At 40.7% G+C, this 14,509-nt stretch carries 12 protein-coding genes, 21 tRNA genes and 1 pseudogene; 29 read left to right on the top strand and 5 right to left on the bottom strand.

Going from position 1 to position 14,509, the window contains the following annotated elements; all coding sequences use genetic code 11:
• The first annotated feature begins 2 nt into the window (after nt 1-2).
• From AN963_RS29870 to AN963_RS29855, 4 genes are all read left to right on the top strand, one after another.
• Nucleotides 3-677 carry a DNA-binding transcriptional response regulator gene (locus AN963_RS29870; RefSeq protein ID WP_055748168.1) on the top strand — a complete coding sequence of 225 codons (675 nt, stop codon included), beginning with the start codon at nt 3-5 and terminating at the stop codon, nt 675-677.
• 10 nt (nt 678-687) lie between these two features.
• Complete coding sequence (locus tag AN963_RS29865) at nt 688-1,641, top strand: hypothetical protein (protein ID WP_055748167.1); 954 nt, start codon at nt 688-690, stop codon at nt 1,639-1,641.
• 389 nt (nt 1,642-2,030) lie between these two features.
• Nucleotides 2,031-2,351, top strand: a complete 321-nt coding sequence (locus AN963_RS29860; RefSeq protein WP_055742789.1) for a helix-turn-helix domain-containing protein — start codon at nt 2,031-2,033, stop codon at nt 2,349-2,351.
• Entirely contained in the window at nt 2,297-3,181 is an 885-nt protein-coding gene (locus tag AN963_RS29855) for an IS3 family transposase (protein WP_330218809.1), read from the top strand. Before AN963_RS29860 ends, AN963_RS29855 begins: the two co-directional genes overlap by 55 nt.
• Nucleotides 3,182-3,468: 287 nt before the next feature.
• Here the strand turns inward: AN963_RS29855 and AN963_RS29850 are convergent, their stop codons facing one another.
• The 3 genes from AN963_RS29850 to AN963_RS29840 all read right to left on the bottom strand — a co-directional run bounded on the left by AN963_RS29850 (nt 3,469) and on the right by AN963_RS29840 (nt 5,399).
• Nucleotides 3,469-4,095, bottom strand: coding sequence for an FMN-dependent NADH-azoreductase (locus tag AN963_RS29850; RefSeq protein ID WP_055748166.1), 627 nt, complete (start codon nt 4,093-4,095; stop codon nt 3,469-3,471).
• 97 nt (nt 4,096-4,192) lie between these two features.
• Nucleotides 4,193-4,777 (bottom strand): DUF3238 domain-containing protein, encoded by a 585-nt coding sequence (locus AN963_RS29845; protein ID WP_055748165.1) that lies wholly within the window; start codon nt 4,775-4,777, stop codon nt 4,193-4,195.
• Nucleotides 4,778-4,814: 37 nt separating this feature from the next.
• On the bottom strand, nt 4,815-5,399 hold the full coding sequence (locus tag AN963_RS29840; protein ID WP_055748164.1) for a DUF3238 domain-containing protein: 585 nt from the start codon (nt 5,397-5,399) through the stop codon (nt 4,815-4,817).
• Nucleotides 5,400-5,509: 110 nt separating this feature from the next.
• On the opposite strand from AN963_RS29840, the gene AN963_RS29835 reads away from it, so the two are divergent.
• Nucleotides 5,510-5,983: a MarR family winged helix-turn-helix transcriptional regulator gene (locus AN963_RS29835; RefSeq protein WP_055748163.1), complete on the top strand. Its 474-nt coding sequence runs from the start codon at nt 5,510-5,512 to the stop codon at nt 5,981-5,983.
• 134 nt (nt 5,984-6,117) lie between these two features.
• Here the strand turns inward: AN963_RS29835 and AN963_RS29830 are convergent, their stop codons facing one another.
• Nucleotides 6,118-7,440: a helix-turn-helix domain-containing protein gene (locus AN963_RS29830; protein ID WP_055748162.1), complete on the bottom strand. Its 1,323-nt coding sequence runs from the start codon at nt 7,438-7,440 to the stop codon at nt 6,118-6,120.
• Between the two features lie 214 nt (nt 7,441-7,654).
• Here AN963_RS29830 and AN963_RS29825 point away from each other — a divergent pair, with 214 nt between their 5' ends.
• Nucleotides 7,655-9,073 (top strand): M20 family metallopeptidase, encoded by a 1,419-nt coding sequence (locus AN963_RS29825; protein WP_055748161.1) that lies wholly within the window; start codon nt 7,655-7,657, stop codon nt 9,071-9,073.
• Nucleotides 9,074-9,101: 28 nt separating this feature from the next.
• Nucleotides 9,102-10,337, top strand: a complete 1,236-nt coding sequence (locus AN963_RS29820) for an MFS transporter (protein ID WP_055748160.1) — start codon at nt 9,102-9,104, stop codon at nt 10,335-10,337.
• 47 nt (nt 10,338-10,384) lie between these two features.
• On the opposite strand, the pseudogene AN963_RS30680 reads toward AN963_RS29820, so the two are convergent.
• Nucleotides 10,385-10,525 (bottom strand): annotated as a pseudogene (locus AN963_RS30680) (heavy metal-binding domain-containing protein); the annotation flags it as partial.
• Between the two features lie 307 nt (nt 10,526-10,832).
• On the opposite strand from AN963_RS30680, the gene AN963_RS29815 reads away from it, so the two are divergent.
• From AN963_RS29815 to AN963_RS29715, 22 genes are all read left to right on the top strand, one after another.
• On the top strand, nt 10,833-11,282 hold the full coding sequence (locus AN963_RS29815; RefSeq protein ID WP_055748159.1) for an NUDIX hydrolase: 450 nt from the start codon (nt 10,833-10,835) through the stop codon (nt 11,280-11,282).
• 728 nt (nt 11,283-12,010) lie between these two features.
• Nucleotides 12,011-12,087: transfer RNA gene (locus AN963_RS29810), tRNA-Ile, on the top strand.
• 18 nt (nt 12,088-12,105) lie between these two features.
• A tRNA-Ala gene (locus AN963_RS29805) sits at nt 12,106-12,181 on the top strand.
• Nucleotides 12,182-12,221: 40 nt separating this feature from the next.
• Nucleotides 12,222-12,297: transfer RNA gene (locus AN963_RS29800), tRNA-Asn, on the top strand.
• Nucleotides 12,298-12,308: 11 nt separating this feature from the next.
• Nucleotides 12,309-12,376 (top strand) — tRNA-Ile (locus tag AN963_RS31070).
• Nucleotides 12,373-12,465: transfer RNA gene (locus AN963_RS29795), tRNA-Ser, on the top strand. Before AN963_RS31070 ends, AN963_RS29795 begins: the two co-directional genes overlap by 4 nt.
• Before the next feature lie 13 nt (nt 12,466-12,478).
• Nucleotides 12,479-12,552: transfer RNA gene (locus AN963_RS29790), tRNA-Glu, on the top strand.
• Nucleotides 12,553-12,635: 83 nt separating this feature from the next.
• A tRNA-Val gene (locus AN963_RS29785) sits at nt 12,636-12,711 on the top strand.
• A 9-nt stretch (nt 12,712-12,720) separates the two neighbouring features.
• Nucleotides 12,721-12,797, top strand: a tRNA-Met gene (locus tag AN963_RS29780).
• Between the two features lie 4 nt (nt 12,798-12,801).
• A tRNA-Asp gene (locus AN963_RS29775) sits at nt 12,802-12,878 on the top strand.
• 34 nt (nt 12,879-12,912) lie between these two features.
• Nucleotides 12,913-12,988 (top strand) — tRNA-Phe (locus AN963_RS29770).
• A gap of 10 nt (nt 12,989-12,998) precedes the next feature.
• Nucleotides 12,999-13,074: transfer RNA gene (locus AN963_RS29765), tRNA-Thr, on the top strand.
• An 11-nt stretch (nt 13,075-13,085) separates the two neighbouring features.
• Nucleotides 13,086-13,170, top strand: a tRNA-Tyr gene (locus AN963_RS29760).
• Nucleotides 13,171-13,186: 16 nt separating this feature from the next.
• Nucleotides 13,187-13,261, top strand: a tRNA-Gln gene (locus AN963_RS29755).
• Nucleotides 13,262-13,271: 10 nt separating this feature from the next.
• Nucleotides 13,272-13,347: transfer RNA gene (locus AN963_RS29750), tRNA-Lys, on the top strand.
• Nucleotides 13,348-13,426: 79 nt separating this feature from the next.
• Nucleotides 13,427-13,502: transfer RNA gene (locus AN963_RS29745), tRNA-Gly, on the top strand.
• Nucleotides 13,503-13,505: 3 nt separating this feature from the next.
• Nucleotides 13,506-13,582 (top strand) — tRNA-Arg (locus AN963_RS29740).
• A 28-nt stretch (nt 13,583-13,610) separates the two neighbouring features.
• Nucleotides 13,611-13,687: transfer RNA gene (locus AN963_RS29735), tRNA-Pro, on the top strand.
• 18 nt (nt 13,688-13,705) lie between these two features.
• A tRNA-Leu gene (locus AN963_RS29730) sits at nt 13,706-13,787 on the top strand.
• Nucleotides 13,788-13,794: 7 nt separating this feature from the next.
• Nucleotides 13,795-13,868: transfer RNA gene (locus AN963_RS29725), tRNA-Gly, on the top strand.
• 8 nt (nt 13,869-13,876) lie between these two features.
• Nucleotides 13,877-13,964 (top strand) — tRNA-Ser (locus tag AN963_RS29720).
• A gap of 12 nt (nt 13,965-13,976) precedes the next feature.
• Nucleotides 13,977-14,061 (top strand) — tRNA-Leu (locus AN963_RS29715).
• The last annotated feature ends 448 nt before the right edge of the window (nt 14,062-14,509 follow it).

The raw sequence follows: 14,509 nt of genomic DNA, 5'->3' as shown, positions 1-14,509 counted from the left end.
ATATGATAGAAAGAAACATATTGATTATTGATGATGATGAAGAGACGGATTCTATTTCTATAAATGCCTATAAGGATATATTTAAAGCATTAAAAGAAAGAGAAAATATAGGATATAAATTAAATTTTCACTGGGAATCGACTATTACTGATGCATTAAATAGGTTAAATAAAAAACAAGAAATTTTTGATGTTCTTGTAATTGATTATGACTTTCCGAATGAGCATTACGCTCACAAAGGGGTTGACTTAGTAAAACAAATTAGAAAAGCAATTAATAAAAGGTGTAAGATAGTGTTTTATACAATGCATGCTCCGCATGAAATTGATTGTTTGGAATTTGTAGATTTAATTAATAACGATGTGTTTAGATTCGTTCCAAAAGATGGGGATATTTTAGCTCTAAAATATTCTGAAACCAACTATAACAAATCAGATCAGTTAATTGTTGAAGCAATAATTGATGCCATATCTGATTCCGATCCGATAAGTGCGGCTCTTGAGAAATACATGCTTGAGTACTACGATATCCTTAAAGATGTAAAGCTACAGGTTGATGGTAAAGAACATTCTATTCAAGAGGTTCTTGATTCTATTCGCTTATACGGCGATTTGGGTAACAAGTTTGTGTCAAACATATTAGAAATGTCGATTATAGAGCATCTTGACATAGAATAGAGGGGTTATTTTGAAGTTTATACATTATCAACCCGATAATAAAGGTGTTCGAAGTTTTAGTGGTATCAAGAAATACTTAAAAAAAACATTTGAACAAACTGCTGAAGGATTTTATGAATTTTATAAGACACCTCACGATTTTATTAAATTTCTAAGTGACAGAACTGATGTAGCAGACATTGTCTTGGTCACTGCGCACGGTGGTAAGGATTCTTATTTGGATATCAGAGAGAGTTATGATAAACCGAAAAAAATATTTACTACAGAGCATGCTTCTCTCTTCTCAAATAATTTTATATTTGCTATTTCTTGTTATACTACTCAAGTTTTAGGACAAAAGGTCTTAGATGAAAATGGTATAGTTTATATTGGATTTAATGATACAGTTGAAAGTGATTTTGTTTTCAATAATGATGACCAAAATAAAAGTTTGAAGTACAATTTGGAGAAAATATTTATACAGGTCTATAATAAGTGTATTGGTCTAGCATTATACAAGTTTGTGGTAGAGTGTAGGACAGCAATAAGTTTTTATAAGTTTCTCGATATTTTGTTTAGAAAAGAAGTTAATATAGTGTCGAAAATGACTTTAGATGAGTTAAATAAGCAGTTTAGTACTGATTTAAAGGTAGAGACAGCTACAAAATTAAAAGCCATTTTAAAATTAGAGTTTATTAGTAAGTTTGACATGATGAAAAGTAAGCTTGTATTTCAAGGAGAAGATTACTATGTTCCCTGGTATTTCTTAGATAAGCAAGATGAAAATACGCTCGAAGTTATACTTCAAAATATACAGAATGTAAATGGGAAGTATTTATACTATAGATATTTTGTAGAACATCTTATTTATCGTAAACTTGGAAGACCGCAAGCTTCTGAGATAGCGAGAAGGCTTTTTGAAAAAGAAGTGCAACAATTAAGGGAAAGGGTGCCAAATGTCTTATCAGAAAAAGTAATTATGTAATGATAATCAGTCTACAACTTTATTTTTCAGTTTTAGACTGTTTTTTTGTCTCCCCTTACTTCCAGTCTAAAACCTATTTTCAAAAGGCAATTGATTTTGGTTATTGAAAACCTCGAGAAATCAATAACCCCAGTCTACAACTTTATTTTCTTAGAACAATTTTGTTCAGTGACATTATAGTTAGTGTCTGGACATTAATGTAAGTGTTTTGACAATATAGTTGGTGCTTGGACAATAAAGTTAGTTCCTGCTTAAGTGGAAAGCACTTAGACAGTTAGTCACAATGACTAAAAAAAGCACAGGATACCTGAAGTGCACCCCTTATAGTGGACATTGGAAAAAACACGAGTGTTTTAAACCGATGATTCCTATAGGGGGTGTTTTTCGTTATGGCAAAAATGGGGCAAAAGTTTACGAATTATAGTCATGAAATCAAGATGGAAGCAATTCGCTTGTACATGGAGGAAGGATGGTCTAATCGAAAGATAATGGAACATCTAGGGATCCCAGACAGAGGCCGAGTCACTACATGGACAAAGAAGTTCAAGCAGTTGGGTGAATTCGGCTTATTGGATCAGAGAGGTCGACGTGACGAATACATGGATCAAAATCGATATGTCCAAAAATTAGAGAGGGAGAATTCGATGCTAAAAAAGTGTTTACAAATTTGGATGCGGGAGGTGTCCAAGAGAAGTACAATGCCATCGTGAAATTGACTGAGTGGTACCATGTAACAGAGTTATGTAAGCTATTCGGGGTCTCTAGAAGTGGATTCTATGCTTACAGAAAGCGGAGTTCACAAGACAAAGACCTTGTAATTAAGGAGTTCATTCAAAAGATCTATAGCAAATATGATGGGAAATACGGATATCGTCAAACGCAGCTCTTTCTACTTCAAGACTACAAGATATGGGTTAACCACAAAAAGGTCCTACGCCTCATGCAAGAGATGGGACTACGCTCCCGAGTACGCCGTAAACATCGATGCAACTATGCTTCTTCTATAGGGACACGTGTAGTTGAAAACTTATTGCAACGGAAATTTCATGCCAACTTACCGAATCAAAAGTGGGTTACTGACGTAACCCAATATCGTATCGGAGATACATGGTTGTACCTGTCTGCCGTCAAGGATTTGTTTAATAACGAAATCGTGGCCTACCATCTAGCGCAGCGCAATGACAATGATCTTGTTTTGCAGACTTTCAAGAAAGCCTTTCAAAATAAAGAGGACATGTCTGGACTGATCGTTCACAGCGATCAGGGATTCCAGTACACGTCCTATGCGTATCACGACATGCTGCCAAAGGTTGGAGCCCAAATCAGCATGTCACGCCGAGGCAATTGTTACGACAATGCCTCTATGGAGAGCTTCTTCTCGCATCTCAAAACGGAAGCGCTCTACCCTTATGATATCCGAACAGTAGACGAGGCACAAAGGAGAATTGAGGAATATATCCATTTTTACAACTCTACGAGGCCACAAAGAAAATTAAACAAGCTGACGCCGATTGAGTACCGGCGCCAGCTTGCTGCTTAGCTCTTTTTTTAGTGTCCACTAAATGGGGTCTTGACCATACCTCCTGTGCTTTTTTATTTTGGTTTTGGCTTTGTTATCATTTGTTCTTGATTTTTAGTATTAAACTCCCATGTAAGAACTGAATTTCTTACATCATCTGTGGTGTTGTTTCACTGACATGATTGGCTAACGGGAAGTATTGTTGAATAATGTTGACAAGATAAAGTGTTCATCCAGGTACGAGTGAAAGGATGGAAGTCAGATATTGGTTGAAATATATTGGTAAGTAAGTTCTGTTTTTTTGTGAATTAGAACGTGCTTGCTACTCTAACAGCTTTTTCAAGACCTGCAGCAATAATTTCCTCTGCTTTATCTGGGAGTTTGTTGTGACCTTCAATTACTACTGTCTCAATATTTTTTACACCGAAGAAGCCCATCATATTTGCTACATATTTAACGGCCATTTCCATATTGGCCGCCGGGCCTTCAGAATATATTCCGCCACTTGCATTTAATAACGCAATCTTTTTATCCCCAATAAGACCAACCGGGCCATCTGGCGTATATCTAAATGTTTTACCCGCACGGTTCAAATAATCAATATATGTGTGTAGAATAGCCGGGATTGTTAGGTTCCATAACGGGAAACCAAATACCACTTTATCAGCAGCAAGGAATTGATCTAAATATTTGTCAGCAACAGCAACCGCTGTTGCTTCTTCAGTTGTTAAATCAAATCCTTTGCCAGCCTTAAATGTGCCATTAATCATATCTACTCCTACATATGGCAATTCCTCGTTGTATAAATCAAGCTCTACAACTGTGTCATTTGGATGTGATTCTTTATAACTTGCTAAAAAAGCTTCATATAATTTCACACTAACTGCTTGATCTGCTGGACGATTGTTTGCTTTTACAAATAAAACTGTTGTCATTGTCTTTTCCTCCTGTTACTCACTCATACATCTATTAGGGGGGCTGCTGGAGTTTTTCCATTGCCAGGCGATACACTTTTTCCAATATTTCTTTTCTTTACAATATTTTTTTAAAACTATACTCCATTTCTCCTGCTAGTGCTTCGGCGGTGTCACCGGTTTCTCTGAAATCATGTCTGTAAATTTGTTCAAAAGGACCAAAATTGATCTGCTTATAAAATTCGAAACACGGGAATCCATCATGTGTTCCTTGAATATCGACTATGCCATCCTTATTAACAAGTACGGTTAATAGATAGTCGACGGGAGGTGCATATTCATTTAATGGGTTGCTAGCACTTGCACTCATTTGAAACTTGACGCTATCGGAACTCCAGACAATATTCGTGCACAAAATTTTTTCTGTACCAGCTTTTCTTGATCTTTTATGAACGGAGCCATCAGGTGTTGTGACTCTTTCTGTTGATATTCCTGTATTCGCATAGGAGAAAATTTCCTTCTTATAGAAATCCACAACGACTTCCTGTTCAATTCTGGACCGCATCGTGTTCACAGCATAAGGTGTAAATTCACGCGAGTCACCTTCGAATTCGATTACGTTCCCTGTTTGAGCATCTTTCCTAGGTTCTGTCCAACTCATTGGAATAAAGACGCTCGCCCTAATCTTAACGATAGGAGTCATGAGAAACACCTCTTTCATACTAATGTGATTTTGGGTATTACTTTGTCCACTTAAAACTGTACTCCATATCTCCGGCTAGCGCGGCTGGAGTGTCACCAGTTTCTCTGAAATCATGTGAATATATGAGTTCAAACGGACCAAAATCTGTTTGTTTATAAAATTCATAGCAGGGGAATCCATCATGAGAACCTTCAATATGCGAAACGCCATTTTCGTTAACTCGTACAGTTAATACATAGTCAGCTGCAGGCGCTTCAGTATTTAAAGGATTACTGGCACTTGCCCTCATTTCAAAAGAAACGTCATCAGAGCCCCACAAAACATTCGTGCATACAATGTTCGCTGTACCTGCTTTTCCTTCTTTAGATTCAATAGATCCATCTGGATTAGTAATTTTTACAGTTGTGATACAAGCATCTGCGCATGTGAATATTTCTTTTTTATAAAAATCAATAATCACTTCCTGCTCTAATCTTGAGCGCATCGTGTTGACTGCATATGGTGTAAACTCACGTGCATCGCCAGTATATTCAAATACTCTTCCTGTAGCAGGATCTTGAATAGGTTCCAGCCAAGCATACGGTGCAAAGACACACCCTCTAATTTTGACAATGTTAGCCATGGGAAACCTCCATCATTTGATATGGTCAATTTGATTGACTATATTCGGTATAGTACAATAAGGTTTGAATATAGTCAACTTAATTGACTATATTCAAGGAGGCTTTGCACATGAGTGATCAAGAAACGAATGAATTGGACCTCACTTCACTTATGTTATTATCCTTTAGCACATTGATTAATGAGCTACATGATAGATTGAGTGAGTTGGGATATGGGGATATTAGACCTGCACATGGTTTTTTGTTTAAACGCATCATTCCCAATGGTGCGACAGGTATTGAACTAGCCGAACATTTAGGAATTACCAAGCAAGCTGTTAGCAAAATGGTAGAGTATCTGGAGAGTAGTGGTTATGTCATGCGGCAAGCTTCGCCAACTGACAAGAGAGGGAAAATGATTGTTTTAACCGAACGAGGTTGGTCAGTAATGAGGGCAAAAGAGGAGATATTAGTTGAGATAGAGCAACGTTGGATTCAAAATATTGGAGCTGAACGAATGCAAATGCTCAGAGATGATTTAACCAAATTAGTTTATGAAGCAAATGAAGATAAATTGTTATCGAGGTTACGACCTGTCTGGTAGGTAATGACCGCTTGCAAACCTTAACGCGAAATAGGAAAAGAGATTGCCCAAAGTCGATATTTGCTAGAAAAACCAAACATCCCGTCCACTTTAATAGTGAAACGGGATGTTTGTGCGTCATCATCTGCAGTAACCTAATCTACAATAGACTGAAAGTCGATCTTGTATATCTTTTGAGGTCTGCCACGCAATTTATCCTGTTTTTTATATGAAATCTTGGCTACTCCGATTTCCTCTAAGCGATTTAAAATTCTTCTAGCGCTTCTCAAAGTAATCCCTAGGTAATGAGCCATTTCTTCAGAGCTTAATTCGTTACTATTTATTTTATCAATGACTGCGGTAATCTTATTAATTTGCAATGTTGAAATTCCTGTTTTTTCGCTTAGAAGTTTAATCTTTGGTGTAAAGGCATTAGAAACTTCCAAACAATCTTGTTCACCTAAGGGACCTATAATTTGGTCCTTGTCTGTTTTAATAAAAGAACCATTACCTTTCGATGAAGCGGTTTCTTTGTTGGCAATATGTGCATTGGTTCGTGCTTTAAATATAGTGCTGCCAATCCCCCAACCAATATGTACTCTAAATGACAATTTCTCGTTTAAAAAGTGGTATAAAGAGCACATGGTTAAATGATTTGTTAACTGTTTTAATTCCTTGTTGGAAGTCATTATGTCAAACATTAAATTATTTTTTTGAATTATAAGAGAAAGACGCCTCTCTTTACTGAATTCAAGTAATGCCTTATGCAACAACATGAATTTAAAATCCAGATCGCCGTCCATCGCCGATGAGATGCTGACACCATCAATCGATATTACACCAAATGCGATTTGATTATCGACAAATTGAGTAAGCTGAATGTCGTGAAGGGCCAGTTCAAATACACGTACGATAGAATCTTGAGATGGTAAGACGGTAGCAACTTCATATCGTCGTTGTCTCAAGGCTTGAACAATACTGCTAGAACCAGTTATTGATAATTCAATTTTACCCTGCTCCCAAAGATTGTTGTGTATAGCAATCAGCCCTTCGTAAAGGTTCTCGTTGAATGCCACACTATGAGGATTGTCAAGGGTATAAGGTATTTGTTCAGGTCTAAGCACACCTCTTAGCCCCATATACTGATTGTACTCTCCTAAGAAATCAATAAACACTTTAGAGAAATCTACTCGGTTCATAGATAACTGAAACAAGCATTGATACAAATCAAGTTTACTAATTTCTATACAGTAAATGGGAGTTTCAAATATTTGTATTTCTTTTTTTAAAAGATGGTACGAAACCTCGCTTACAATCATAGCGTCGTGAAATAAATGATTATTAAAATACAATTCTTTAATGTCACTGAGCTTTTCAAAAGAAAAAAAAGTAAGCTCACACTGATCTAACAGTTGCGCCGTCGCTTGTTTTATTCTATCGAGAGAGCTTAGTGCTGATATGACACCTATGCGAATCAAGCGGAACTGCCTCCTTTAAATAAGCTCTTTAAAAATCCAAAATTATTATATCAAGCTTTAATTTTTATATCTACAAATGAAGGATCAGGATAAGTTATCTGTTGTTTAATTTTTTAAAAATTTTTATGGTTTGCATATTGTAAATATCTTAACTATGAATTATATTTTTTACAACGTCCTAATAGTGACCCAAATTAATTTGAGGAGTGTTGAAATGGATTATCGACACCGCATTTCAGAAATTATTGAGCAGAAGCGTGACGTGTTTATTCTTGCTAGTGACAAAATATGGGACTATGCTGAGACACGGCATGAAGAATACAAGTCGGCCGAATATCTGTGTAACACGTTGGAGGCGGAAGGATTCCAAGTTGAAAAACGAGCGGGAGATATTGAAACCGCATTCATTGGGAGCTACGGCAGTGGAAAGCCGGTTGTTGCAATATTAGGTGAGTTCGATGCCTTGTTTGGTCTAAGTCAGAAGAGTGGATCTTTGCAAAAAGAGCCAATCATGCAGGATGGAAACGGGCATGGTTGCGGACATAACTTACTTGGTACTGGTGCACTTGCGGCAGCTGTAGGTTTACGTTATTACATGGAGGAGAATAACATACCAGGTACTGTCCGTTATTACGGTTGTCCGGCAGAAGAAGGCGGTGGGGGTAAAGGGTTTATGGCTAGGAAAGGCCTATTTGATGATGTCGACTTCGCCTTGACTTGGCATCCTGCAGACATGAATATGGTTATGTCCATGAGCTTTCTCGCTACCAATCAGGTATATTTCAGATTCAAAGGCAAAAGCTCGCACGCAGCTGCAAGTCCCCATCTTGGTCGAAGTGCTATGGATGCTGTTGAGCTCATGAATGTGGGAGCCAATTATTTACGTGAACACATTATACAAGATGCGCGTTTACATTATGCGATTACGAACACTGGAGGATTCTCGCCGAATGTCGTTCAGCCTGAGGCTGAAGTATTGTACAAGATTCGTGCTCCTAAAACACCTCAGGTGGAGGAAATTTATCAACGGGTATGCGATATTGCGCGAGGTGCTGCGCTGATGACGGAAACAGAGCTGGAGATTGAATTTGATGCCGGGTCATCTAATGTTATTCCCAATACGACGCTGGAAGAAGTGATGCACGACAACTTCACCAAGTTGGGGATACCGACTTATGACGAGCAGGAAATGAAGTTTGCCCAAAATATTCGTACTACACTCACTGAAGCTGAAAAGAGCCACATATTTCTGCCTCAATTGAAAGACAAGGTTCTCGCAGATTTCCTCGCCTCTTATGTGCCAAATGCTGGTCAACTTTACGGCTCTTCAGATGTGGGAGATGTTAGTTGGATTACTCCCACGGCGCAGTGCTTTGTGTCTACTTCGGCCGTAGGTACATCTCCGCATAGCTGGCAAATGGTAACGCAAGGAAAGGCATCTATCGCGCATAAGGGTATGCTTCACGCAGGAAAAGTCATCGCCGCTACTGCGTTCGAGATCATGCAAAACCCAGATCTTATTGAAAAAGCTAAAACAGAGCTTAGAGAAATTTTAGGTGACAGTCAGTATGTTTGCCCTATCCCAAGTTATGTGAAACCTTCGCCTATAAAAAAAGGAAGAAACGTGGATTAAAGCCAACCCCAAAAAAGGAGCGAATTGCATGGAACAAGTGAATCAGAAACGTAAGTATATATTATTAGTGATCTTATTTTTGGCCTGGCTAGTAGGCAATATCGATAAAGTCGCCATTAATTTTGCAGTTATTCCGATGGGCAAAGAGTTAGGATTCGATGCAAAGCAAACAGGGCTAATACTTAGTAGTTTCTTTCTAAGCTATGCAATTATGCAGCTTCTTGGAGGTTGGTGGGCAGATAAGAAAGGCTCAAGAAATGTCTTGATAATTTCAGTGGCCCTGTGGTCCATATTTACGGCATTGACCGGTGCCGGATGGTCATTAGGATCTTTGATATTGATTCGTTTTCTGTTTGGACTAGGTGAGGGAAGCTTTCCTTCTGCTAGCTCTGTTGCTATTGGTGAAAACTTTACAAAACCAGAAAGAGCAAGAGCAAAATCCGTGTTACTCGCCGCAAGCCCGTTTGGAGCAATGTTAGGTGGGATTCTTGCATCATGGCTGATCCTGAGTACAGGGTGGAGAAGTATGTTCGGTATATTTGGAATTTTAGGAGTACTCATAACGGTGCTTTTATGGCGTTTTCTACCGAAGCGTGAACAAAAACTTGCAACAAATGTGATTGAGGGTAAAGAGCAACCCATGGTGAAGCCGTCCATGAAACAAGTACTCAAGACACCGATGGTATGGAGTTTGTTACTCATGTGGTTCGGTATGAGTATTGTCACCTGGGGGCTCATCTCATGGATGCCTTCATACTGGATCAATGTTCGTCATTTGAATATGGTGTCTACGGGCTTGATTTCTTCCATCCCTGCAATTGCCGGAGTTGTTTTTACGATTTTCAGTGGTTGGATGCTGGACAAATATTTGAAAGGGAAAGAAAAATATTGGGGTACTTTCGGAGCGCTCATTTCCGGTATCTTTTTGTATTTGATGTTTACAGCTCCTACAATACAACTGGCCGTATTTTATAATACGCTTTGTATGATTGGCATCACCTTTGTAAACACAACCGTGTTCTCAATGCCATTGAAACTCATGCCTCAAGAGGTCATTGGCTCAGCAACAGGAGCTATTAATTTCGGCGGGTATATTGCTGGTGTTATTGCTCCGTCTGCCATGGGTTACATCATAACTACAGGATCCTACGATGCCGCACTCCTGTTCTTAGTTATTTGTACGGTCATTCCTGTAATAGCCGGACTAACGATTAGAACCAAAAAGCTAAGGTTGGAAGCAGAAGAGTCTGCTAATCATGCATAGATATACTGAAGCTAGGAGCTCCGGTTTTTTTGAAAGGGAAAGCCGGGAATTTCCCCGCCAACGAGGGATTTCAAACCAGCCGCTATGTCACCACCAAGCCCTCTGCTTCTAACAATAAGACCAAACACGGGTCCTTTTACTTCGACAACTTTATAACCTTGAATATTTTCAGTTGTTACCACAAGCATAGTATCCACCCCTTCTCGAATTTAAATTTTGGTTATTATATCCTAACTAAAGGATTCCATACAGTATTCGGAATATGAAATCAACATAAATGCATATTTAGCAACAATATTTACGAAAAGAGCGTTTGAAAAAGAATCATGCAGAGTTAAACTAACGGGTTCGATAGGGGAATAAAACGATAGAAGGCTGCCGGTGCTAATGCTGGTAGCCTTTACTAAACTAACTGGAAGTTTTATCCAAAACTGAAGGTTTTAATGAATACTTATCGAATACTCTATTACCCAAATAGTGGAAGGAGGCTAATCCATGTTTAGAGTTGATGTTGCATATGCACTGATTACAAATGAGGATCAAGACAAGGTCTTAATCGTTAGAAATATCCACTCCTCAAGTTGGTCGTTACCTGGCGGTGCTGTAGAGATCGATGAGTCATTGTCTTCAGCAGCGATGAGGGAGACAAGAGAAGAAACAGGTATTGAGGTTGAATTAATAGGTATTAGTGCAGTAAACGAGTGCTTTTTTGAAGACAAAGGTGAACACGTAGTATTTGTAACCTTTAAAGCAAAAGCCAAAAGTGCGGATATTATGATCACACGACCACATGAGATAGCAGAAGTAAAGTGGGTTGGTCTTGATGAGGCTGATCAGAAAATGCCTTATTATAAGTACGGTATAAAAAAACTTATCGAATCCGACGTCATCCCTTACGATTTTCAAGGGAAACAAACTATTAAAACTTACAATTCATTAACCTAACGGGTATCGTTAGGTTAATGATACAGAGGCAGTCTAGGACTTTATTATCGTGTCCTGGACTGCCTCTGGCTCATTTAACAAGGATAGTCTAAAACTAATTTTACGAAGGCAGCAGATTTAGCAACGCAAAAAACTGATTAGATCAACAACGTGAGTCTAAAACTTTATTATCACTGTACATTAGAGGCTCAAAAACAAGAAGAAAAACGTACGCTAATAGCCAGACGGGCAGCCCGAGCGAAATAGATTACAGCTAATTAAAAGGCAAAATGAAAAGAAATCGAAAGCAGAAGGCAGGGAAAAGCGCGGGAACAAGAAAAAGACTGTGGAGCTCATGGCCATTAATAACATCATGAGAAAATCAACTAAAGTTGGTAACCGAAGGGGAGGAGATTTCAAACTACCAAGCAAGAGTAATTTGAGAGCATTCCGCAAAGCACCGCGTCTGAAACGAAGCGATGAGTGGAGACGTTGGTGTGATTTGAGAACGACCGATGGCATTAAGTATCCTGTACGTTCCTATACGCTTAAAAGATAACGAAGGTAGTATCACGAAAAAGGAAACAGATACTTATGCACTAGAATCAACGAGGGAAAATAATAAACAATGAAGGAAGCTAGTCCCGCTTATAAAACGGATGCGGAAAAGTTTGTGCAATTAGTTCCTAATACTACCATTGATTTTTAGTTCTATACCTGCTAATATTCTAATTCCGTGACACAGAAATGGGCCTATAGCTCAGTTGGTTAGAGCGCACGCCTGATAAGCGTGAGGTCGGCTGTTCGAGTCAGCCTAGGCCCACCACTTTATATACCCATTCGTGGGGCTGTAGCTCAGTTGGGAGAGCGCCTGCCTTGCAAGCAGGAGGTCATCGGTTCGATCCCGTTCAGCTCCACCATGATCCTTTTCATGGATGAATAGCCTTACCTATAGACTGTTCCTCGGTAGCTCAGTTGGTAGAATAATCGGGTGTTAACCGATCGGTCGGAGGTTCGAGTCCGTCCCGAGGAGCCATATGATGCTCTTGTAGCTCAGTCGGTAAGAGCGTTTCTATGATAAGGAAAAGGTAGCAGGTTCGATCCCTATCATGGATGGATGTCCGAGCGGCCGAAGGAGCACGATTGGAAATCGTGTAGGCGGGGTTAACTCGTCTCGTGGGTTCAAATCCCACTCCATCCGCCATTAATATACATACGGCCCGTTGGTGAAGCGGTTTAACACAGCAGCCTTTCACGCTGTCATACAGGGGTTCGAATCCCCTACGGGTCACCTAATTTCCCCACAAAGTGAAGCGGATGATTCAAAGCAACACCGAGTACTTTGCGGGGACCCCGACAACGAGTTGGGGATCTGGAGGCTTAGCTCAGCTGGGAGAGCATCTGCCTTACAAGCAGAGGGTCGGCGGTTCGATCCCGTCAGCCTCCACCATAATATTGTCGCGGGATGGAGCAGCTCGGTAGCTCGTCGGGCTCATAACCCGAAGGTCGCAGGTTCAAATCCTGCTCCCGCAACCAAAATGGAGCTGTGGTGAAGTTGGAGTTCACGCCGGTCTGTCACACCGGAGGTCGCGGGTTCGAGTCCCGTCAGCTCCGCCATTTTCCTTCGAGAAATGGCGAATGAAACAAATGTGGCTCGGTAGCTCAGTCGGTAGAGCAGAGGACTGAAAATCCTCGTGTCGGCGGTTCGATTCCGTCCCGAGCCACCATAATAAATATGCCGGTGTAGCTCAATTGGTAGAGCACCTGACTTGTAATCAGGGGGTTGTGGGTTCAAGTCCTATCGCCGGCACCATTTTTGTCTTTGGGGAGATAGCGAAGTGGCTAAACGCGGCAGACTGTAAATCTGCTCCCTCTGGGTTCGGCGGTTCGAATCCGTCTCTCCCCACCAGTTTATACTTGGCTGTTGGGGTATAGCCAAGCGGTAAGGCAACGGACTTTGACTCCGTCATTCCTAGGTTCGAATTCTAGTACCCCAGCCATTTCATGTATGAGCCATTAGCTCAGTTGGTAGAGCATCTGACTTTTAATCAGAGGGTCGAAGGTTCGAGTCCTTCATGGCTCACCAGTTTTTTAGCTCCCCAAATAGTAAAGCGTGCCGTTGGAGCACATTCCGAATACTTATCGGGGACCTCAGTTCTTAATATGCGGACGTAGCTCAATTGGTAGAGCGTCGCCTTGCCAAGGCGAAGGTCGAGGGTTCGAGACCCTTCGTCCGCTCCATATGTGCCCTTAGCTCAGCTGGATAGAGCGTTTGACTACGAATCAAAAGGTCGGGAGTTCGAATCTCTCAGGGCACGCCACTTTTTTCAAAAGTGAAAAGAATACAGTCGGGAAGTAGCTCAGCTTGGTAGAGTACTTGGCTTGGGACCAAGGGGTCGCAGGTTCGAATCCTGTCTTCCCGACCATGTTTTGCAACTGGATAAGCCGGTGTGGCGGAATGGCAGACGCGCGCGACTCAAAATCGTGAGGGAAACCGTGGGGGTTCAAGTCCCTTCACCGGCACCATATTTTTGCGGGTGTAGTTCAATGGTAGAACTCCAGCCTTCCAAGCTGGTCGCGTGGGTTCGATTCCCATCACCCGCTCCATGATTTGTGGAGAGTTACCCAAGAGGCCGAAGGGGACGGTTTGCTAAACCGTTAGTATGCGCAAGTGTAGCGAGGGTTCGAATCCCTCACTCTCCGCCTTTTCGTTTTGCGGTCGTGGTGGAATTGGCAGACACACCATCTTGAGGGGGTGGCGGGGCGACCCGTGCGAGTTCGAGTCTCGCCGACCGCACCATGTATAACTAAGTATGAGAGTAGAAAACTCTTGTTTTACTGGTGAATACATGTTAAAGTGAGTTTCTGCCCACGAAAATGTATAGTGTGGTAGAACAAATTGAGTGTGATTGAAAAAGTTGTTGACTTGTTCCGCTCGATTTGATAATATAGAGTTCCGCGGTTGAGGCCGTTGGATAAGATGCTCTTTGAAAACTGAACAGCGAAAGCGTTGATGAGTCTATCATTAAATGATTTGCCAGTTTTGAACCAGATACAAACTTTATTGGAGAGTTTGATCCTGGCTCAGGACGAACGCTGGCGGCGTGCCTAATACATGCAAGTCGAGCGAGTCCCTTCGGGGGCTAGCGGCGGACGGGTGAGTAACACGTAGGCAACCTGCCTCTCAGACTGGGATAACATAGGGAAACTTATGCTAATACCGGATAGGTTTTTGGATCGCATGATCC

It is taken from the genome of Brevibacillus choshinensis, from assembly GCF_001420695.1.
Taxonomy (GTDB): Bacteria; Bacillota; Bacilli; order Brevibacillales; family Brevibacillaceae; genus Brevibacillus; species Brevibacillus choshinensis.
The sequence above is the reverse complement of the archived record's forward strand: the minus strand, read 5'-3'. Positions and strand labels throughout refer to the sequence as shown.